Here is a 21,697-nt window from a genome sequence, read left to right as displayed (position 1 = left end):
ATCTTGCGGGCTATATCGCACAATATTTTCTTCAGAGGAGGTTGCCGCGAATTTAGGACATACACAAAACAAATCAGCATATGAATCCGGTTCAAAAGAAGATACAGGACCTGAGGGAAGAACTCACAAAACACAACTATAATTATTACGTACTGGACAATCCTACGATATCGGATTATGAATTCGATATGAAATTAAAGGAACTCCAGGACCTGGAAGCCAGACATCCGGAATTTTACGATGTTTCCTCGCCTACGGTACGCGTAGGAGGGATGATCACCAAAAACTTTGAGACCATAGTACACGATTACCGGATGTATTCGCTGGACAATTCGTATTCCAAAGAAGAACTGGAGGATTGGGAAAAACGGATACAGCGCATTCTCGGGGATGCTTCCGTAGCGTTTGTTTGCGAATTGAAATACGACGGGGCCTCTATAAGCCTTTACTACGAAAACGGGGAATTGGCACGGGCTGTGACCAGGGGAGACGGGTTCCAGGGAGATGATGTGACCAATAATGTAAAAACCATACGCTCCGTACCCTTGCGTTTGCACGGAGATTACCCGGAAAAATTTCATATCCGCGGAGAGATCATACTGCCCAGGGAAGGGTTCGCTAAAATGAACCGGGAACGGGTAGAGGCCGGGGAAGATCCTTATATGAACCCGAGGAACACGGCTTCCGGCAGCCTTAAGCTCCAGGATAATTCGGAAGTGGCCAAACGTCCGCTGGACTGTTTGCTGTACAGTATTATCGGGGAAAACCTGAACTTCCGGGAACAATTCGAGGGGCTGGAAAAGGCCAGGGGATGGGGATTTAAAGTCCCCACCGTAGCCAAACTGTGCCACAGCACACAGGAGGTCATGGATTTTGTGAATTACTGGGATGTGCATCGTCACGAATTGCCATACGAAACGGACGGAGTGGTTATCAAGGTTAATAATATTGCACAACAGGAAGAACTGGGATATACGGCCAAGGCACCGAGATGGGCCATGGCCTATAAATTCAAGGCAGAGCAGGTGTCTACCGTCCTGAACAGTATTTCCTACCAGGTAGGAAGGACGGGGGCTATAACCCCTGTAGCCAACCTGGAACCGGTTTTACTTGCGGGTACCACGGTAAAACGGGCATCACTACACAATGCAGACCAGATTGAAAAACTGGATGTACGCGAAGGCGATACGGTATTTGTGGAAAAAGGAGGGGAGATCATCCCGAAGATCATCCGGGTGGATTTCACCCGGCGGGACCCTGATTCCGCACCCACAGCTTATATCACCCATTGCCCGGAATGCGGAACGGAACTCATCCGCAAAGAAGGCGAAGCACAGCATTACTGTCCTAATTACTACGGATGCCCGCCGCAGATAACCGGAAGAATACAGCACTTCATATCCCGTAAAGCCATGGATATCGAGGGGCTTGGGAGCGAAACCGTAGAATTGCTATATAAAGAAGGGCTCATAGAAAACTACGCCGATCTTTATTTACTGGAAAAAGAACAGATCGTTCCGCTCGAGCGTATGGCGGATAAGAGTGCGGAAAACCTGGTTGCAGGAGTGGAGAAGTCTAAGGAAATTCCGTTTGAACGGGTTCTCTATGCACTGGGAATCCGTTTTGTCGGGGAAACCGTGGCTAAAAAACTGGCCAAAGCATACATTTCTGTTGACGCTCTTAAGAACGCCACCCTTGAAGATCTCGTTGGCGTGGATGAAATAGGGATTAAAATAGCAGAAAGTGTTGTGGAATTTTTCCGGAACGAAGAAAACCTGGAAATCGTGGAACGGTTACGTTCCTACGGTGTTCAGATGGAAATATCCCCGGAAAAGTTACAAGGCCAGACCGATACATTAAAAGGGCTGACTTTCGTGGTATCCGGTGTATTCGAAATCCTTTCCAGGAATGACCTGAAAAAGCATATCGAGGATAACGGCGGAAAAGTAGCTTCATCCATATCTTCCAAAACAAGTTATGTTGTTGCCGGGGACAATATGGGGCCGAGTAAACGGGAAAAGGCGGAAAAACTGGGAATCCCCCTTATCTCCGAACACGATTTCCTGGAAATGATCTCTTAGTAGATGTGAGATGCTAGGCTAGATGTTAGATGTGAGAGATTAGATTGGGGATATTGGATTTTATAAAAATATCCTTTTAGTCTTATATCCAATCTAATCTCTATTTCACGATTCCACCTTTTCGCTTCCCATCCTTTTGCGCAATCGCATATTGAGGAACTCTACAAGCAGGGAGAAAGCGATGGCAAAATAAAGGTATCCCTTGGGAATAGCGCCGATTTCCTGGTCGAACACCCTGGTGTGTGACAGGTGTGCTGCTTCGGCAATAAGCATAAATCCTATAAGTATCAGGAAAGAAAGAGCGAGGAGCTGTACCGAAGGATGACGATTGATAAATTTGCGGATAGGATTGGCAAAGATCATCATAATAAGTATGGATATGACTACGGCGATTATCATCAGGATAAGGGCATCTCCGGGCTTTTCTCCTATGCCGTTGGTCATTCCCACCGCGGTAAGAATGGAATCTATGGAAAAAATAAAATCTATGATAACAATCTGCACTATCGCTTTGGAAAGCGAAGTGATCTTTTTCGACCTGACCTCTTTCTCACCGTGTTCCGGGAGGTCCACTTTTTCGTGAATTTCGGAGGTGCTCTTATATAACAGGAAAAGTCCGCCGGCAAACAGAATAATACTTTGCCCGCTAAGCCCCACGGAAATCCAGGAGGTTTCCAAATGATAAAAAGGTGCTTTCAATCCCACCAGGAATGAGATGGCAAACAGTAATAATATCCGTTGGACCATGGCTAGTATCAGCCCGACATTAGTGGCTTTACGCTGCTGGTGTTCCGGAAGTTTGTTTGCCGTAATGGATATGAAAACAATATTGTCAATCCCCAGAACGATCTCCAGGAAAGTAAGTGTTAGCAGCGCCATCCAGGCATCCGGGGAAGAAAAAATATCAAACATACGGAATTACTCTATTTTAACAGCGGTTCCCCGCTGCTTGTTTTTACTGTCACCTACGATAGAATATTCAAAAGTATACGAATTTTCATCCGTGGTAAGTATTTTGACCTGCACCGCCTTTCTTTCCCGCATGGAAGAAGGATGCAGTTTTCGCATAATAAACTCACAGTCATTCACCCACGACACCGAAGCGGTGTCTATGTGTTCTCCTATATAATCGATGTTAATGGAATCGTTGCGAACAAACCTGGACTTGACCTCTTTCCCGTCCAGCATATAATTAAACTCAAAAGTCCCCGTCCTGAAATCCTTACAATTTCGCTCCACATTATAGCAGGAAGCAAATAAAACAAGAAGAGACAACAGGCAGGCGGTTTTTCTTAATACATCCACAGCTAAAGGTGATTTTGTTTGATATTCCAACAAATATACAGATTAAAATGTATGGAATATACCCCGAAAATAAATCTTTCCACCTTATTTTTTATCGTTCCTGTATTCCTTAAATGTACCGTCCTTATAGAAAAATACAATACGCTCCACTTCCTTGCCGGGAATATCCGGAGAACCGTTTCCCGGAAGCATTTGAAGCGGGGAAGGTGAAGAAAACAGGTCGGGCGCATCCTGTATTTTTTCCCTCGGCACTTCTTTCTTATTTTCTGCCTGTTTATCCACAGGAAAAACTCCCTTGCCGTTTAAGAGCCAATACAACTCCACCTCGGGAAAAGCGTGAAGGATTTTGAGAACGAAATCCAGGCTCGGTTTATTCCTGCCCGAAAGAATGTGCGATATGGAAGAGCGCTGCACGCCTATCCTGTCCGCAAAAGAAGAAGCGCTTAAACCGTAAAAGTCCAGTACCTCCTGTAGTCTGTTATTAAAATCTTCCGTGTTTACCATTGTAAACAGATGTGTTAGGGGTTGATTCGTTACAAATGTAAACATAATTAGCTATTAAAGCAAAAAACAAGGTGCAAATCAACATAATTAATTAAACTTACACTATAGTTAGTATGTTTTTAATAACTGATATACTATTATTTAGATAACAATTATATTTGGGAGTTAATCTGCAATCATTTAATGGTAGTAATGCCCCGGGGCAGGAAGTATCTTTGTATATTCTTGTAAACATTCTTGTTGTTTTCTCTTGTTTACAGATGTAAATATTCTATTGTTTACTTTTGTAATCCTGAAAATGAATCTATGGAATTATTAGAATGGCATAACAATAACCGGGAAAGCAGACTGGCGGGAAGATATATTATTTCCGAAGATATAGTTCCCTTGTTACAGGAATACACGGATATGGGAGAACTGTCTGTTGTCGGACATTCGGTTGCCGGTCAGCCTATATATTTATATCGTATAGGAAGCGGTAGCAAAAAAGTGCTGATGTGGTCACAAATGCACGGCAATGAGTCCACAACCACCAAGGCCGTAATGGACTTCCTGGTATTTCTGAAGCAGGGAGGCGAAACTGCTGATGAAATTCTGGAACAATGCACCTTATATATTATACCTATACTGAACCCGGACGGAGCGCTTGCGTATACCCGTGTAAATGCCAACGAGATTGACCTGAACAGGGATGCTGCGGATTTGTCTCAGCCGGAAAGCTTTGCATTGCGTCATGTGTTTGACAAAGTTAAACCTCATTTCTGTTTTAACCTGCACGACCAGCGTACCATATTCAACACCGGAACGACTGCCAGTCCGGCTACTCTATCCTTTTTATCACCCGCAACGGATAAAGAACGCAATATTACCCTTCCCAGGCAAAAAAGCATGGAGATCATAGCGGCTGTCAATAAAGTACTGCAGGAATATATCCCGGGACAGGTAGGCAGGTATGATGATACTTTCAATATAAACTGTGTTGGCGATGCTTTTCAGACCCGTGGTGTACCTACTTTGCTGTTTGAAGCAGGACATTACCCGGAAGATTACGACAGGGATGTTACCCGTAAGTATGTTTTCTGTGCACTGGTCACAGCGCTGCGTTTTATCTCCGGCAATGCCGTGGAAGGCACTGGGTATAAAGCTTATTTTGACATTCCGGAAAATGACAAACGCTTTTTCGACATATTCATCCGCAGTTTCCCGGTTAAAACAGGAGAGGAAATCATCCGTAAAGACATCGGTATATTATATAAGGAGGAGCTTAAAGACCATAAAATAGCATTTACACCATACATAGCAGAAACCGGTGATTTAGAAGGATTTTACGGTCATAAAGAATTCGTAGCAGATCACCCGGCCATTCTTCCTATAGAAGAAAATAAATTAGAAACAAGTGTTTTGATTAAATTATTTCTTTAAATTAACCCTTTCTTAACAAAATATCCAAAGTTTTACGTGCATATATTGAATATTTTTTATTTTTTTGCATTTTAATATTCTGTTTTGGACAAAAGCAAATGTAAATTTATTTAGTTAAAGAAAGATTACTATGGCAAAGTTTAGATTAGACGAAGTAGATCACCAGATTTTAGATATGCTTATCGATAACACCCGTACACCGTTTACGGATATTGCGAAAAAACTGTTGATTTCTGCAGGTACCGTACATGTAAGGGTGAAAAAAATGGAAGAGGCCGGTATTATCAGGGGGTCTTCACTTACCCTGGACTATGTAAAACTGGGGTATGCATTTATAGCCTACGTGGGAATATTTCTGGAAAAAACGCATCAGACAAAATTCGTTATAGAGCGTCTTAATGAGATACCGAATATTACCGTAGCGCATGTTACTACAGGAAAATTCAATATATTCTGTAAGGTAAGGGCAAAAGACACCAAGCATGCCAAAGACATTATCTTCAGGATTGACGATATCGACGGGGTGGCCCGTACAGAAACCATGATTTCGCTGGAAGAAAGCATTAACGACAAAAAGCGTTTGATGCACTCCATTTTTAACGAAATGTAAAATTTTTGTTCATATCACATAAAGAACCCTCTCCGATTCTGTATTGGAGAGGGTTTTTTGTATCTTCGAATGGAAAAAAAAGAAGAGTATTTATGTTGAGAAAACCGAAAATTGAACGTTTTAACGAAAGTGTATTGTCTAAATATCAGATATACAACAGTATATTGATGACTTTACCTTTTGATGAAATAACCAATACGGGGGTTTTACTGCCTTTATTCAGTGAAATATGCGAAAAAGGATATGAAGAAAACAAAAATCCTTCGGAAATTGTAGAAGCCTTCTTCACCAAGTTCTATGACAATCCGGATGAAGAGGAGAAAAACGACCTGCTCTTCCGTTTTATTCAATATATAGAACGGCAGGTTGTATTGTTTGACGCCATAGAAGATGCCGCATTTCCCGTAATTAATAATATGGATGGCCGCGGTACACTGCGCAGTATTAAAGAAGAGGCCGAGGGTAAAAACAAGACGGCGGCGCTACGGGAGTTTCTGCAAAGATTCAAAGTAAGGCCCGTACTCACGGCCCACCCGACACAGTTCTATCCCGGACCGGTATTAGGGATCATTACAGACCTGACCAAAGCCATAAGAGACAATGACCTGAGCGTTATAGAAAAACTGCTGGCCCAGCTCGGAAAAACCCCGTTCTTTAAAAAGGAAAAACCGACACCCTATGATGAGGCCGTAAGCCTGATCTGGTTCCTGGAAAATGTGTTCTACCAATCCGTAAGCAAAATATACAATTATATACAGAACAATATTTTTGAGGAGATAGAACTGAACAGCCAGATCGTCAACCTCGGGTTCTGGCCCGGAGGGGACCGGGACGGAAATCCTTTTGTCACCAGTGAAATCACCCTGAAAGTTGCGGAGAGATTACGCCTTACCATACTGAAAAACTATTACCGGGATATCCGCAAACTGAAGCGAAGGATCACTTTTAAAGTAGTGGACAAACTGATGGGCGACCTCGAACAGAAGATTTACGAAAGTATCTATGTTTCCGCTCAGAACCCTACCTTAACTTCGGATGAAATGCTTTCGTCTTTGCAGGAGATCCGGGATATACTCACCAATGAGCATCAATCCCTGTTTGTAGAAGAGGTCAGCGATTTGGTCAACAAGGTTAAGATATTCGGTTTTTATTTTGCTTCCCTCGATATCCGCCAGGATTCCCGTGTGCACCATACGGTGATTTCGGATATCATCAGCGAATCCCGTGTACTCGGACTGGATATCTTCCCGGACAATTACGAGAAACTTTCCGAAAAAGAACAAATTGCTGTTCTCGGGAAAGTAACCGGAAAGCTGAACCCGGAGCTCTTTAAGGAGGAGATCACCAGGTCTACTCTCGAATCTATCTATGCCATTAAAGAAATCCAGAAAAGTAACGGGGAGCTGGGAGCTAACCGCTATATCATAAGTAATAACGGCAGCGCACTGAACGTTATGGAAACTTTTGCCATGATTCGCCTGTGTGACTGGAAAAATCCTTCTCTCGATGTCATCCCGTTGTTCGAGACCGTAGACGATCTGCAAATTGCCGATAAGGTAATGGAATCGCTTTATACCGATAAGGTTTATTCGGAGCACCTGAAAAAACGAGGGAACAAACAAACCATAATGCTCGGATTTTCCGATGGTACCAAAGACGGTGGTTACCTGATGGCAAACTGGAGTATCTACAAAGCCAAGGAAGTGCTTACCGAAATATCCAGGAAATACGGTATTAAAGTGGTCTTCTTTGACGGTCGTGGCGGTCCGCCTGCAAGGGGAGGAGGGAAAACACACCAGTTCTACGCTTCTCTCGGGCCTACCATAGAAAACGAAGAAGTACAGCTTACCGTACAGGGGCAGACCATCAGTTCTAATTTCGGAACCCTGGATTCCTGCCAGTACAACCTGGAGCAACTTCTCAGTTCCGGCGTGGTAAACGAAGTATTTGCCGACGAAGAAAACATTCTCCACGACATAGATAAAAATGTCATGCAGGAGCTGGCGGACATAAGCTATGCGGCTTATGTAGACTTCAAAAAGCATCCTAAATTCATGCCGTACCTGGAAGAGATGAGTACGCTCAAATTTTATGCGAAAACCAATATCGGGAGCCGTCCGTCCAAAAGAGGAAAATCTGATAAACTCGATTTCTCAGATCTCCGCGCCATACCTTTTGTAGGAAGCTGGAGCCAGCTGAAACAAAATGTACCCGGTTTTTACGGGGTGGGAACAGCTATCGAAGCGCTGGATAAAAGAGGGGAATTCGAAAGGGTACAGTCCCTTTACCGAAACTCCGCTTTCTTCCGCACACTTCTGGAAAACAGCATGATGAGCCTTACCAAATCCTTCTTTAAGCTTACGGCATATATGAAGGACGATCCTGTGTACGGCGAATTCTGGACAATCATATACGAAGAGTACCTCCGCAGTAAGGAAATGATCCTGAAAGTGACCGGGGACAAAAGCCTGATGGAAAACACCAAATCGGGGAAAGCATCCATAGAAATACGCGAAAAGATCGTATTGCCTTTGCTTACCATACAACAATTTGCGCTCCGCAGGATACAGGAACTTCGCAAAGAAGGAAAGACAGATCCCAAACAACTGGAGATCTATGAAAAAATGGTAACCCGTTCCTTGTTCGGTAATATCAACGCCAGCAGGAATTCGGCATAAACAAGACCATATTCTATCGTTACCGGCCACCGTTTGTTTTATGACAGGCGGTGGCTTTTTTATTGGGGGGTGTTGGTGGTTTAAAGTGGGTAATGAGTTAATGAGGGGGTATCTGAATAATTTAATCACCGAATAACCTGGTTAACGTGAGTTCGATTTGTATCATGCAGAATAACAGATAGTTAACTCAACCCCTGTCAGGTCGTCCCGAGGGTTGTCGGGAGTAGTCGAGACCTCTTTTATAGGAGTTAATCCCCCAAAACCTCTCGACTTTAGTTTATCCTGAGCCAAGTCGAAGGGCTACTCATGACACATTTTTATGAAAAATTGAATTTCAAACACATAAACAACTGTCACTAAAGGGAGCATCCCGATAAATATCGGGACGAGGAAAATCAGGCTCCCTTTAGTCCCGATAATTATCGGGAGGGGGTAAACTGATTTTCCGAGAAACCTGGTAAAAACAATTTTTGTCATGTACTAAACCCGATTTCATATTTTGTCCGGAAGTTCGTAACTTATTGGAAAATTTTCCCGGATGTTAAAAACAGGGGCGGAGTAGCCCTACCGACAATACCGGAATTAAAAAAGGAATAAAAATGAAACGTATACTGATTATCGGAGCTAATGGGAAAGTGGGTAAAATACTTTCCGGCAAACTAAAGGATTCCCCCGATTTTGACCCTATCGCCTTTATCCGCAATCCCGAACAAAAACCATTTTTTGACAAAATAGGCGTAACCATCCATATAGGAAGTATTGAAGGCAGTGTAGATGATATAGCCAAAGCCATGCATGAGGCGGACGCTGTGGTGTTCACTGCCGGGTCCGGGGGCAATACGGGAGATGATAAAACGCTTACCATAGACCTGGACGGGGCCGTAAAAGCGATGGAAGCGGCAAAAAAAGCCCATGTAAAACGCTTTATTCTGGTAAGCGCTTTAAATGCCGATAAACGCGAATACTGGAAAACTTCCGGCATTGAGCCGTATTACGTAGCAAAACATTATGCCGATTTTGTTTTAAAGACCACCGACCTGGATTATACCATAGTCCGGCCGGGAATGTTACTCGACAGCCCCGGAAACGGAAAGATCAATGTTTCTTTCCCGGAAAAAGAGGAGGGAGTGCCCCGTGAAGATGTGGCAAAAGTGATTGTAGAGGTATTAAAACAAGATCACACCATTGGCAAGATTATAGAATTCAATCAGGGAGAAACCCCTGTGGAAAAAGCTTTGGCACAGGTGGAAATCATCTAAAGACATCTTTGTACCACAATATCTTTCGGGCTACTCATCATAAGCGCGTTTCTTTTCCATACCCTCCTGTACCGGAGCCCACAGAAAAACGCTCCGTTTCTTTCCGTTTTTAAGCCCGGAAAACGGTCATTTAAGGGATTGCGTATACACCGAACCAGGTCCGGTTAGCGGCTTACCTGTTCCCTTTAGCCGCTAACCGGGTTGCTTCTGATGTTATACCCAACTGCTTTAGCGGCTAACCCAGTTACGTTGACCGCTTAAGGGAACGGGTATGAAATCGTAAGGGATCCCGTTTGCCGCATACACAGTTACGTTGACCGCTAACCGGGTTGCTTATGAATTCCTGCGCAATTGCTTTAGCGGCTAACCGGGTTACGTTGACCGCTTAAGGGAATGGGTACGCGGCTTAAGGGATTTCGTTTGCTGCATACACAGTTGCGTCGACCGCTAACCGGGTTGCTTGTGAATTCCTACGCAATTGCTTTAGCGGCTAACCGGGTTACGTTGACCGCTTAAGGGAATGGGTAGGAAATCGTAAGGGATTCCGTTTGCTGCATACGCAGTTGCGTTGACCGCTAACCGGGTTGCTTATGATATCCTATACAACTACTTTAGCGGCTAACACAAACCGGTTCGGCGTATACGTATTCCCTTAAATGGCAAAAAATGGCTCCGGATTATCCGGCCGGGGATACGATATGACGGTCTGGTGACAAAGGCAGGCATATCTTTACAGGCAGGCTACCCGTTCTGAAGTTGCCGGGAAACCGGCGGTGGCGCCATCCGTTTGACAGTTATGTCCCTACCGGTATTACACCGGCAGAGATGCTTTTGGTTGTAGCCCGGGGGTTTAACCGAACGGGGACTGTGAAGTCAGAGACATTCGGGTACATTTCCCTGCCGGATAAAACACCTGTAAAGAGCTGTTTGTGAATACAGAGTACAATAATCTCAAAGAGCATGAATATGCACAAGTGAAACCGACATGCTGGAAACAATCTTTAAAGCACAAACACGCATGATTGTTTTAATCGCCGGATCTTCCCGGCAGTAAGATGGAGGTTCCATCCCTCAATGCTTGGGAACAGGTAGTGACTATTGAAAAAGCAATAGAAAAAATACATAAAAATCAAATTATTTTAAGCGGGCACCAGTGGGGTAATTTATTGAACTCGTCGTTAAACTTTTTCCATCCCCGATTACTGGAATGTATACGACAGCCTCGGAGAAGCCTATCTTGCTGCCGGAAATAAAGAAATGGCTATCCTGAACTATAAGAAATCCGTGGAAATAAACCCGGAAAACAACAATGGAATTGCCATATTGAAGGAGCTCAAAGGAAAATAATTGTTATAAAAAAACCGGAAAAATTTGCGTAGACAAATAGCTACATATATATTTGTAGTCAAATAACTACGTAATGAATTTAAGAAGGGATGTATTTCAGGCCATAGCGGACCCCACAAGAAGGGCCATTCTTTTTTTGGTGGCCACACAGTCCATGACGGCAGGTACTATAGCTTCAAATTTCGATACTGCCCGGCCCACCGTATCCAGACACCTGAAAATACTTACCGAATGCGATTTGCTCAAACAGGAGCAAACCGGCAGGGAAGTTTATTACCACCTCAATCCGGAAAAAATGAAAGAGATAGCAGACTTTGTAGAACCTTTCCGAAAATTCTGGGATGACAGGTTCGATAAACTCGAATCCGTAATGAAGAACTATCAAACCCACAGCTAAAACCATATGGAACGAAAGACTAAAATCCATGCCGAAGAAGGCAAACAGGAACTACAGATAACCAGGGAATTTGACCTGCCGCTGGAATTACTTTTCAAAGCGTATGTAGAGCCACATATTGTGGAACAGTGGATGGGGACGAAAGTACTGAAACTGGAATGCAAAAAGCATGGCAGCTACCAATTTGAAACCACCGATCCTCATGGAAACAAGCACGGGTTTAACGGGGTCATCCACGAGTTTTACCCTGATCGCAAGATCACGCGGACATTTGAAATGGAGAACTCCCCTTTTGCCGTTCAGTTGGAATTCCTGGAATTTGAAAAACTTACGGACACCACCAGTAAACTCCATATGCAAATTGTATACAAATCGGTTTCTCTCCGGGACCAGATGTTACAGTTACCGTTTGCCCAGGGCATAAATATGGCCCACAATCGATTACAGGATATTGTAAAACAAGAGATTAGGAAGTAGTAATGCAATTGCCATTAACTCAGCAACCAAGCAAAATAAAAGTTTAGAAAAATTAACCCGGAAACCAATTAAAATAAAACATTATGACCAGAAGAAAAAAGATTGTCTATTGGATTGCCACCGTGTGGCTTGCACTGGGAATGCTTTCCACCGGCATTGTACAGCTCATAAAAATGGAGGAAGAAGTAGATATGATAACCCGTTTGGGCTACCCAGCCTATTTTCTAACCATATTAGGTGCCTGGAAGATCCTCGGAGTAGTTGTTATACTTATTCCCAGGTTTCCCCTGCTAAAGGAATGGGCTTACGCGGGATTTTTCTTTGCCATGTCGGGAGCCGTTTTTTCCCACCTGGTCACCGGAGATGCCCCGAAAGATCTTTTCGGACCGCTGTTATTGCTGACACTGACGATAGTATCGTGGTATTTCCGTCCTCCGGGCAGAAAACTCCTTGTAGCAAAACCGATAAATGACTGAACAGCAGACTGAAAAACCCGTTTTTGACAGAGACACGAATATTTTTCAGGAAAATTAATCCTCTTATCTGTTTGTGGCTGAAATTTATAGAAACTAATCCCGCTATGGCCGGGAGCAGGGCTTAACCTCTAAATTAAGATTGATAAAATGAACTCAAAAGTTGATGATTATATTCATAAAACCAAAAAGTGGCAAAAAGAGTTTGAATTGCTGCGCAAAATTATCCTGGACTGTCAACTGACCGAAGAATTCAAATGGCGGAATCCGTGTTATACTTTTCAAAACAATAACATAGTTCTCATTCATGGATTTAAAGAGTACTGTGCGGTCCTGTTCTTTAAGGGTGCCTTATTGAAAGACCCTCATAATATCCTGATTCAACAAACAGAAAATGTACAGTCGGCCAGGCAGCTGCGGTTTACCGATGTTCGGGAAATAGTGGAAATGGAAGCCATTCTCAAAACCTATATCTACGAAGCCATAGAAGTGGAGAAGGCCGGTTTGAAAGTGGACCTTAAAAAAAAACCGGAATTCCCGATTCCCGAAGAATTTCAAAAAAAACTGGACGAGATGCCTGCCTTGAAAACTGCGTTCGAAGCATTGACTCCGGGGCGGCAAAGAGGCTACCTGCTTTATTTTTCGGCTCCTAAACAATCCAGTACCAGGGAGTCAAGAATAGAAAAATATACGGAGCAGATTCTCAACGGAAAAGGATTAAACGATCGATAAAATCTATAAGAAAATAAATGGTATCCCGATAGAGGGGAAAACCATTTCTACACAGTAACAGAGAACGGAATGAATCCGAAAGTTGATAACTATATAGCGGAGGGTTGCGGGCGTTGTCCCCTTGGAGGGACTCCCGGGTGTAAAGTCCATGACTGGACCGAAGAACTGGAGCAGTTGAGAACGATTGCTCTGGATTGCGGACTGAAGGAAGAATTGAAATGGGGGGTTCCCTGTTATACTTTTCAGGAAAATAACATCGTAATAATAGGGGCGTTTAAAGAATATTGTGCGTTGAGCTTTTTCAAAGGGGCTTTATTAAATGACGTCAACGGCATCCTGAGAAAACCCGGGGAGAATACACAGTCGGGGCGGATCGTTCCGTTTACCGGTGTACGGGAAATAGTGGAAATGAAAACCATTCTGAAAACATATATTTACGAGGCCGTTGAAGTGGAAAAAGCGGGTTTGAAAGTCAGTTTTAAAAAGAATCCGGAACCTGTCCCTAAAGAATTACAAAACAAATTTGAAGAGTTCCCTGCCTTGAAAACCGCTTTTGAGGCATTAACACCTGGTCGGCAAAGGGGGTATATCCTTCATTTTTCCGGTGCCAAACAATCTGCCACCCGGGAATCCAGGATAGAAAAATGTATCCCTAAAATTCTCAGCGGAAAAGGGCTGCACGACCGGTAAATCTAACAAAAAGAGGAAAGGGCTACGGATAAAAATTCTTAAGTTTGAAATAATTGAAAACCCCGGGTTTTAACGCCGGAACAGAAACTTATAAACCATGATAAAAGAGAAAATCAGGACAGGCCTGCTATCCTTCGGAATGTCAGGAAAAATTTTTCACGCTCCCTTTGTCGAAGAGCACTCCGGATTCGATCTTACCGCCGTAGTGGAGAGATCCGAAAAGAAAGCGCATAAGACATACCCGGATATTAAAAGTTACGCTTCGGTTGACGACCTGCTGAATGATGAAGAAATAGAACTGGTGGTGGTCAATACCCCGAACAATACACATTATGAATTTGCTCTCAAAGCTTTACAGCAGAAAAAGCATGTGCTGGTGGAAAAACCGTTTACCGTAACCTCCGGAGAAGCGGAACACCTGTTCCGGGAAGCCGCCAAAAACAATTGTCACGTACTTCCTTATCACAATCGCCGCTTTGACAGTGATTTTTTATCGGTAAAAGAAGTACTGGAAAGCGGAAAACTGGGAAAACCGGTAGAAGTTTACTTTCGTTTTGAACGGTATAAATACACTATAGGCGAAAAGCGTTTTAAAGAAGAAACCGTGCCCGGAAGCGGATTGCAGTACGACCTGGGGTCTCATCTTCTGGACGGTGTTATTTCCTTATTCGGAATCCCGGTACAGTGGCAAAAAACCCTCGCCAAAAACAGGCCGGGTACACAAGTGGATGATTATGTTCACATTCACCTGGAATATCCGGAGGGGTTACAGGTATTTGTCACTACAAGTTTGCTGGTACTAAGCCCGCAGCCGGCATTTGTACTCAACGGCAGCAGGGGAACTTATACCAAATACCGTACAGATGTACAGGAAAAGCAGTTACTGGAAGGCGTATTTCCCGGTGATAGCGGATTCGGGATGGAAGACAAGGGCAGGGAAGGGGAACTCACCTGGCTGGACGACAATGATGTGAAACACACGGAAAAAGTACTTTCCGCCCCGGCTTCTTATTCCGGTATCTTTGAAGCGGCCTATCAAACGATTAGGAACAACAAACCATACCCGGTTACCAAAGCGCAGATCATAGCCCAGTTGAAGATATTGGAGGAGTAGATAATTGTCTTAAATACTTTATAATCAAATAAAGTACTGTGAATCGCTTTCGAATTTGTACTTTTAGACATACTTCACAGGAAAGTGGGCGTATGTAAAAAAGAGAAAGATGGCTGATAAAAATGATTTGGATTTCACCTACACCACCATAGACAAAATATTCCGTTTGAGTATGGGCGAAACGGGCGATTACAGCGGGGCGAAATACGACGGTGATTTTTCCCTGACACTCGAAGAAGCGCAGAAAGCAAAACATCGCTTTATTGCTGACAGCCTTAATATCGGCAAGGGGAGCAAAGTACTGGACATGGCCTGCGGATGGGGACCTTTTATAAAATTCATTACCGAAGAAAGAGAGGCGGAAGGTATGGGGCTTACCTTATCCGAGGGACAGGCCGCGGCCTGCCAGAAGAATGGCATGAAGGTATTGGTACGGGATTGCCGCTATATCAAACCGGAAGATTACGGAACATTCGACGCGATTACCTGCATTGGCGGTCTTGAGCATTTCTGTTCTGTCGAAGAATGGAAAGCGGGAAAACAGGAACAGGTATACAGGGATTTCTTCAGCACGTTAACCAAACTCTTGCCGGTTGGCGGCAGATTTTATATGCAAACCATGACTTTCAGCAAGAATATGCCCGACTTTGAGGCCATTGATATCCGCGCTAAAAAAGGCTCGGCTGCTCATGTTATGGCCTTGATGATCAAAGAATTTCCGGGATCCTGGCTTCCGTACGGACCGGAAATGGTTATACAAAATGCTTCACCCGGTTTTAAGCTGATCTCAAAAAGCAGTGGACGGCTGGATTATATAGAAACGATCGGGCAGTGGCGAAAAAGATTCAGGAAGTTCAACCTGAAAAAATACGGACTTTATCTTTCCTTATTGCCAAAATACATTACGGACAAAGAATTCAGGCACCAGGTAGATGTATTCCGCATCAGTCCCAACCGTATCTGTTTTGAACAGGAGATCATGGACCATTACAGGCTTGTGTTTGAACGGGTTTAAAACCATGAGATATTGGGTTATTGAGGGGATGTATATTAACATATTTTTATCAGGTGATGTTAATCTTTTTATAAAATTTATTCTTATATATATAGTAAATCACCCCGGAAAACCCGCAACACATATATGAGAAAACCAGGATAATGAATTGATTTCCGAAGGATTCCGATGGTCATCGGGACGGAATATTAATCTCACCTGTATAGCCAAGTGTTTTAACCTGAATACTTTATAATCTATAAATTTTGTATATTTAAAGTGTTGCCTTTGAGCAATGCAAAATTTGAACGATTAATAAATTTCATCACCTACTCTAAATCAAAAAAAATGGCTAGTAAAAAAGATAGAATAAGGAGACTGTTTGAAAACAGTAAAATACCCGGAAAAGAAGATATTAAATATTCCGGTTTGTTAAATGAATTTATTATTCCTTTTCAAGATGATTTCTCCCCGGACCAGGGTCCCGAATATATTTTACATTTTAGTATAAACGCCTGGAATATGGGCAATATGAGAGTATTCGTACCCAAAAAAGAATTTGACAGGATTATTACTCCTAAACCGGGGGAGAATATAGAAATAAATGTAGAGTTGTTAAAGAAGATGGTTGCCTATAAGGTATCTCATTATAAAGAATACGACCGTTTTATTACGGAATTCAGGTTTTCCGCAGGGAAAGATGAAGGGGAACAGGAACTCGTCCTACGGACCTTAGATAAAGCGACCTACATGCTGGAAAAAGAACGGGACAAAGAATCCGGTCTAATCAACGACGATGGTTTTAAAGAGAACTATATCGATCGCCATGCTATTGTTTTAAAACCGAAACAGCCTTTTTTGGATTGGGTCAACAGCTTTATTTCCGAAGATAAAGTGGAAAAAATTAAAGAATCCAACATTTATTTGGTTGATGATACCATTGATGACCTGGAAAAATGGCTGGAAAAAAACTTTGATAAATTATTCCGAATGGAACTGGATGAGTGGTATTCCAAAAAATACTGGCCTAAAAACCGTACGTACAAAATGTTCCGGCAATGGTTTCAGGCAGATGTAACCACCATGATTTACGATTTGGAGAAGGTGCCAATCCTAAAAGAGAATATTGAACCGCGGGACAGGGGATAGCCAGCTTTTACATAACATCATTACAGGGTGAATGGTAGTCAAGCCAATGAAAATCAAAGATTAATATTGGGATGTAAAGTATTTTGATTTTTTCAAGAAACCTTTTATCGCTTTATTGTCCGCATAATTTAAAGTTATGATTTCGGCAATGGCTTTATTTTTATCTTTAGCCTGTTTATAATATGCTTTGCATATGGCATATCCCATAAAATAACCCAAATCCCCGACTTTTGCCGAACTACCGTTGTACAGCCAGCTCTCAAAGTTTTCGGAGAACATTTCTTTCTTAAATCTCACCTTTAAGCTATCCTCATTTTCCCTGCCATATGTCAGAAAGATGTGTTGCAGTTCTTTTCCTAAAACAAGCTCCGTTATAAATTCACAAGCCCCTTCGTATATGGATTGCCCAAGCAGATTTTTCCCTTCTGTCTTTTGCTGTGTATGTACATATTCGTGTATGACAACGGGCACAATATTGTCTGATTGTTGCGTTTTGAAGAAATTTTCCAATCGTTTATCCGGAAATTCGGAAACATTGGTTGCAGCGTTCCCGGTCGCTATTTCGGTTCCGATCAAAACAAGAGAATCTCTGGTAGTGCCCCCGGAGCGTATGGCCGTAATACAAAAATAAATACTCGCTTCCCGAAACTTCGGGTAAAGTTGCTTGAATTTTGTGACAAACCTGCTTATTTCGGTCTCTTTATCTTTCACGATCAGGGTGTTGGATCGGATGGATTTCCAGAATTCCGGGTATTTATTAATAACGGAAACCAGGTCTTTTTCGTCAAAATTCCGCAATGTCATAAAAGCTTCCAGTCCTGCCGTAGCTTTACGGATATAAACCTCTTTCATTATGCTTAGCTGTTCCCTTTCTCCAGGTGTTTTTCGGATGCTGTCATAAGCCAGCCAGAAATTTTCAATATCGGAAGTATAAACCCCGCCATTGGGAGTTTGCCCATTTACCAGGCATGTGGAAAATATGGTTATGAAAAGAAGGAGTGCTTTTTTCTTCATTGTTGTTCAGTGGATTATATCGTTCACAATCAAGTATAAGTTAAAAAATAGTTTTGAGTTATACATTTAATTTCTCTACAATACGTTGTGAATCTCTGTGATAAAATAAGACCCGTGCCAGGGAAAACCACAAAGGGCTCAAAGTTTTTCACAAAGCCCACAAAAGTCAGGTTCTTTTGAAATGCCTATTCATTTTATAAGCATACAAATATTTAACTCTTGGTTTATGAGATTAATACAAATAGCATCTATGTGTATAATTCAAAATAGTTTATTGGATTAATAGTCCCCATGAAGGCTATCGGTTTTTTAGCCAACTCGCAATAACTCAGTAACTCAAGTAACCCAGAAACCTAATTTAATCTGCTTGTCTTATGCCGAAAACAATTTGCCAATTCCTATGAAGTACAAAGTTATTCTTTACAGCGGGAACCCTGGCTGTGCAAAAATGCCATATAAGAGGGGGGATTGTGACAAATAAATTATAACTTCTTAAAAATCTGTATATTTGGGATAGTTTCCTGATCTTAAGTAACGGAAAGGGAAAATGAACAGAACCGGTAAATGAGAGCACTGAATTTTATATTTCCTTAGTACTAACGGAAATCTTTATCTTGTGTCAAACAGGCCTGGCGGATACGGTTCTCACGATATTTACAGGAGTCGCTTTGAAGACGGAAATTACACAACCCCTGTAAATCTCGGTCCGGCCATAAATGCCCCGGAAATGGAGTACGATCCTTATATAACTCCCGAGGAGTTGAAGCGTTTGATTGTTAAAGTAGAATAGCCGGCTGTTATCCTTATCAAACTATAGGCTACAATTTTATACTTACGGATACCTTACAGTTGATCCCATTGCCTTTAATAAAATCATCATCCCTGGCGGACCATTGCGAAATTAACGGGTAATAGTCTTTATTAAACAAATTTTCTATACCAACCAGCAGGCTGGTGCTGTTGGTAAGTTGATAGGACGTAAAAAGATTGGCCAGGAAAAAGTTCCTGACAGGAGCGCGGCCGTACGAGTAACCGCCTCCTTCATTCGCTTCAAACCTGTCCCTGTTTCCAATATACGTTCCCGCCAGATTTACATGCCATTTCGGGGTAACCTTATAATTGATATCCCCCCTGAAAATAGAAGGGCTTATCCTGGAGCCATCCATGTATTCGTCTTCACTGTCATTGAATTTTCCATTGTCGTTGTTGTCGGTCTTACCTTCGATGGTGGATAACGAAAGATCAACATCCAGTTTGGTGTTCAAAATAACATTCAATTCAAACTCGGCACCGTATATTTTTTCGGGCAACCTGGATAACTCGAAAAAGTTGGTTTCGGGATTTATAATATAGGTTGTGCCCAACTTCTGCTTATTGATAAAATAATTTGCCCCATACCTGATCTTACTTGTCAGGCGGCCTTCCAGTCCCAGTTCAAAGTTATCGGTTATCACGGCCTTGGTCTCTCTTATATTATCACTTATGATATTCGGATCTGTAGCTATTCGCAAAATCCTGCCCAGTTCACCGACGGAAAAACTCTGGGAAAAGCTCGCATAGGGCTGGAGGAATCTCCATTTGTTATAACGCAATCCGAGGTTGTAGGTAAAGGCGTTATAATCCAGTTTTCCTCCTTTTACATCAAGTCCGCCGCCGGTGGTTTCCCCATTGTCACGATATATGGTGGTGTAATCATCTACATGGATGTTGATGATTTCATATCTTCCGCCACCTTTAAAAATAAAATCGTCTATTTTTGCTTTGACCTGCAGGTAGCCGGCGTAATTTTTCATATCCATTTCAGGGGTAAACAGCCTTCCGTCCGTCATGGGCTGGGCAGTTTTATTGCTCAGTATATCCAGCCCGTAAATGATATTTCCTTTAAAACGGTCGGACAAGGCGTAATCCGTGTTCAAATTGACCCTTAGTCCCTTCTGATCGGATGTAAGCTCCGGCTGCCCTTCGATATAACCTTGCGACAAGTCTGTATAGTAATCATAGCTGGCATAGATGGTCCTGAATTTTTGCAGGTAATAGGTTGCCGTCAGATCGGTGTTTTTAAAGATATCGCTCTTATTCAGGGAAAACCTGAGGTTGTGATTGTACTTCACTCCCTGACCCGCCAAACCGGGATCTCTCTCTCCAAAAACACCAAGGGCAGGGGTTTCGCCATAGACACCGGGAACTTGTTTCAGCTCCGATTTCTGGTTATTTCCAAAGTAGTTGTACATCAATTCCAGGTTGTACCCATTACCCGCATCAAAGCCGATTTTGGAAAAAAGGTTGTACCACTCGGTTTCTCCCAGCCCGTCTTTGGGAGATGAAATCTCCCCCTTTGCACTACGCATAATACCGAATTGCTTGTAAGCACCCCCGACGGTGTAATTTATTTTGCCTGCCTGTCCGTTAAAAAACTGGGACACATCCATTCCTGTCGTGTGGTTTGGCTTTACAAGAAAGGAGGAGGCCCCGATTTTTGTATGGGATTCCATCTTTCTAGCGGTATTGCCCTTTTTGGTTATATAATTGATGATACCTCCCTGGGCCCCGTTCCCATATATGGAAGTAGAGCCTTTGACCACTTCAATCCTTTCCACGGCAGAAGGGTCCAGGTAATTCAGGTTATCCGTCACAAAAAGGGGAGTGGACTGGGGAATTCCATCCACTAAAACCAACATATTACGACCTCTGAGTTTCTGCCCCCGGGTCTGTTGCCTGTTATTGGCTAACGAAACCCCGGGAATCCGCGAAACTATGTCGGAAATGACATTGGAATACTGCTTCATTTGCTGTATTTGCTTTGACGATAGGACAGAAACGGATGAAGGTACTTCGGCGCGAGTTTCTTTATCCCTGTTGGAAACGATTACCACTTCATCCAGATCAACACCGGATTCCTCCATCACAATATTCAGATCGGAAACCGAACTTCCGATATTTACCTTTAATTTCCGGGTAGTAAAGCTGATATGTGAAATCGTAAGTTCGCATATACCCTCTACAGAAAAGTTCAAAACAAACTTCCCGTTTTCATCCGTCTGTGTTCCGGAACCGGTTTTTGTTTCAAAAATATTCACTCCGGGCAGGGGTACGTCATTTATATCGGTAACTTTTCCCTTAAGCTGGTATCCCTGGGAATATCCGTTTACACAAAAAACCAAAGCAAGTGATAATAGTAAAGCTTTCATTTTATTTAGACTCATTTCAAATATCGGCGAAGATACTTATTTAAATCTAAATTGCAAGTAGTCCGATTTCATGATGTTTTTACTGTTTTCTTCCCGGACTTTCTTTTAAACTTTTAGTCCGGAACGGTGATAGGAGGGAGGGTGTAAAATAGAGTATGCCAGCTAATCTGTGTTGTGGTTCTCATAAAAACCATTACTTCTTAAAATTCAGTATATTTAACCTTAGCCGAGGTACAAATGTATATTTGTTAAGTACATACATG

20 protein-coding genes are annotated in these 21,697 nt (G+C 42.6%); 15 read left to right on the top strand and 5 right to left on the bottom strand.

The features are described from left to right. Positions 1-80 precede the first annotated feature (80 nt). Entirely contained in the window at positions 81-2,081 is a 2,001-nt protein-coding gene (ligA, locus tag ACVBDU_RS19470; protein WP_447181383.1) for an NAD-dependent DNA ligase LigA, read from the top strand. Between the two features lie 105 nt (positions 2,082-2,186). On the opposite strand, the gene ACVBDU_RS19465 is transcribed toward ligA, so the two are convergent. The 3 genes from ACVBDU_RS19465 to ACVBDU_RS19455 all read right to left on the bottom strand — a co-directional run bounded on the left by ACVBDU_RS19465 (position 2,187) and on the right by ACVBDU_RS19455 (position 3,890). After that, entirely contained in the window at positions 2,187-2,993 is an 807-nt protein-coding gene (locus tag ACVBDU_RS19465) for a TerC family protein (protein ID WP_447181382.1), read from the bottom strand. Positions 2,994-2,999: 6 nt separating this feature from the next. Continuing rightward, a complete protein-coding gene (locus ACVBDU_RS19460) occupies positions 3,000-3,386 on the bottom strand; it encodes a hypothetical protein (RefSeq protein ID WP_447181381.1) in 387 nt (128 codons plus the stop codon). A gap of 84 nt (positions 3,387-3,470) precedes the next feature. Further along, complete coding sequence (locus tag ACVBDU_RS19455) at positions 3,471-3,890, bottom strand: helix-turn-helix transcriptional regulator (RefSeq protein WP_447181443.1); 420 nt, start codon at positions 3,888-3,890, stop codon at positions 3,471-3,473. Between the two features lie 306 nt (positions 3,891-4,196). Here ACVBDU_RS19455 and ACVBDU_RS19450 point away from each other — a divergent pair, with 306 nt between their 5' ends. The 13 genes from ACVBDU_RS19450 to ACVBDU_RS19390 all read left to right on the top strand — a co-directional run bounded on the left by ACVBDU_RS19450 (position 4,197) and on the right by ACVBDU_RS19390 (position 17,232). Beyond that, positions 4,197-5,312, top strand: coding sequence for a M14 family metallopeptidase (locus ACVBDU_RS19450; protein ID WP_447181380.1), 1,116 nt, complete (start codon positions 4,197-4,199; stop codon positions 5,310-5,312). A 130-nt stretch (positions 5,313-5,442) separates the two neighbouring features. Then, positions 5,443-5,922 (top strand): Lrp/AsnC family transcriptional regulator, encoded by a 480-nt coding sequence (locus ACVBDU_RS19445; protein ID WP_112372153.1) that lies wholly within the window; start codon positions 5,443-5,445, stop codon positions 5,920-5,922. Positions 5,923-6,014: 92 nt separating this feature from the next. Continuing rightward, positions 6,015-8,600 (top strand): phosphoenolpyruvate carboxylase, encoded by a 2,586-nt coding sequence (locus tag ACVBDU_RS19440; RefSeq protein WP_447181379.1) that lies wholly within the window; start codon positions 6,015-6,017, stop codon positions 8,598-8,600. A gap of 599 nt (positions 8,601-9,199) precedes the next feature. Beyond that, positions 9,200-9,859: an SDR family oxidoreductase gene (locus ACVBDU_RS19435; RefSeq protein ID WP_447181378.1), complete on the top strand. Its 660-nt coding sequence runs from the start codon at positions 9,200-9,202 to the stop codon at positions 9,857-9,859. A gap of 1,191 nt (positions 9,860-11,050) precedes the next feature. After that, positions 11,051-11,206: a tetratricopeptide repeat protein gene (locus tag ACVBDU_RS19430; RefSeq protein WP_447181442.1), complete on the top strand. Its 156-nt coding sequence runs from the start codon at positions 11,051-11,053 to the stop codon at positions 11,204-11,206. Between the two features lie 73 nt (positions 11,207-11,279). Beyond that, positions 11,280-11,603, top strand: a complete 324-nt coding sequence (locus ACVBDU_RS19425) for an ArsR/SmtB family transcription factor (RefSeq protein ID WP_447181377.1) — start codon at positions 11,280-11,282, stop codon at positions 11,601-11,603. A gap of 6 nt (positions 11,604-11,609) precedes the next feature. Beyond that, positions 11,610-12,080 carry an SRPBCC domain-containing protein gene (locus tag ACVBDU_RS19420; RefSeq protein ID WP_447181376.1) on the top strand — a complete coding sequence of 157 codons (471 nt, stop codon included), beginning with the start codon at positions 11,610-11,612 and terminating at the stop codon, positions 12,078-12,080. A gap of 83 nt (positions 12,081-12,163) precedes the next feature. Next, complete coding sequence (locus ACVBDU_RS19415) at positions 12,164-12,556, top strand: DoxX family protein (RefSeq protein ID WP_447181375.1); 393 nt, start codon at positions 12,164-12,166, stop codon at positions 12,554-12,556. A 147-nt stretch (positions 12,557-12,703) separates the two neighbouring features. Then, the gene (locus ACVBDU_RS19410) at positions 12,704-13,285 is read left to right on the top strand and encodes a YdeI/OmpD-associated family protein (RefSeq protein ID WP_447181374.1); all 582 of its coding nucleotides are present in this window, start codon (positions 12,704-12,706) and stop codon (positions 13,283-13,285) included. Between the two features lie 69 nt (positions 13,286-13,354). Then, positions 13,355-13,975: a YdeI/OmpD-associated family protein gene (locus ACVBDU_RS19405; protein WP_447181373.1), complete on the top strand. Its 621-nt coding sequence runs from the start codon at positions 13,355-13,357 to the stop codon at positions 13,973-13,975. A gap of 97 nt (positions 13,976-14,072) precedes the next feature. Further along, positions 14,073-15,089, top strand: coding sequence for a Gfo/Idh/MocA family oxidoreductase (locus ACVBDU_RS19400; protein ID WP_447181372.1), 1,017 nt, complete (start codon positions 14,073-14,075; stop codon positions 15,087-15,089). A gap of 109 nt (positions 15,090-15,198) precedes the next feature. Next, positions 15,199-16,104: a class I SAM-dependent methyltransferase gene (locus ACVBDU_RS19395; protein WP_447181371.1), complete on the top strand. Its 906-nt coding sequence runs from the start codon at positions 15,199-15,201 to the stop codon at positions 16,102-16,104. A gap of 327 nt (positions 16,105-16,431) precedes the next feature. Further along, positions 16,432-17,232 (top strand): hypothetical protein, encoded by an 801-nt coding sequence (locus ACVBDU_RS19390; RefSeq protein WP_447181370.1) that lies wholly within the window; start codon positions 16,432-16,434, stop codon positions 17,230-17,232. Positions 17,233-17,292: 60 nt separating this feature from the next. Here the strand turns inward: ACVBDU_RS19390 and ACVBDU_RS19385 are convergent, their stop codons facing one another. After that, entirely contained in the window at positions 17,293-18,246 is a 954-nt protein-coding gene (locus ACVBDU_RS19385; RefSeq protein ID WP_447181369.1) for a gliding motility protein GldB-related protein, read from the bottom strand. 616 nt (positions 18,247-18,862) lie between these two features. On the opposite strand from ACVBDU_RS19385, the gene ACVBDU_RS19380 reads away from it, so the two are divergent. Continuing rightward, positions 18,863-19,036: a hypothetical protein gene (locus ACVBDU_RS19380; RefSeq protein ID WP_447181368.1), complete on the top strand. Its 174-nt coding sequence runs from the start codon at positions 18,863-18,865 to the stop codon at positions 19,034-19,036. 28 nt (positions 19,037-19,064) lie between these two features. On the opposite strand, the gene ACVBDU_RS19375 is transcribed toward ACVBDU_RS19380, so the two are convergent. Further along, positions 19,065-21,434, bottom strand: a complete 2,370-nt coding sequence (locus ACVBDU_RS19375; protein ID WP_447181367.1) for a TonB-dependent receptor — start codon at positions 21,432-21,434, stop codon at positions 19,065-19,067. Positions 21,435-21,697 lie beyond the last annotated feature (263 nt).

Source organism: Sinomicrobium endophyticum, assembly GCF_052983315.1.
This window is presented reverse-complemented; position numbering and strand designations above follow the sequence as displayed.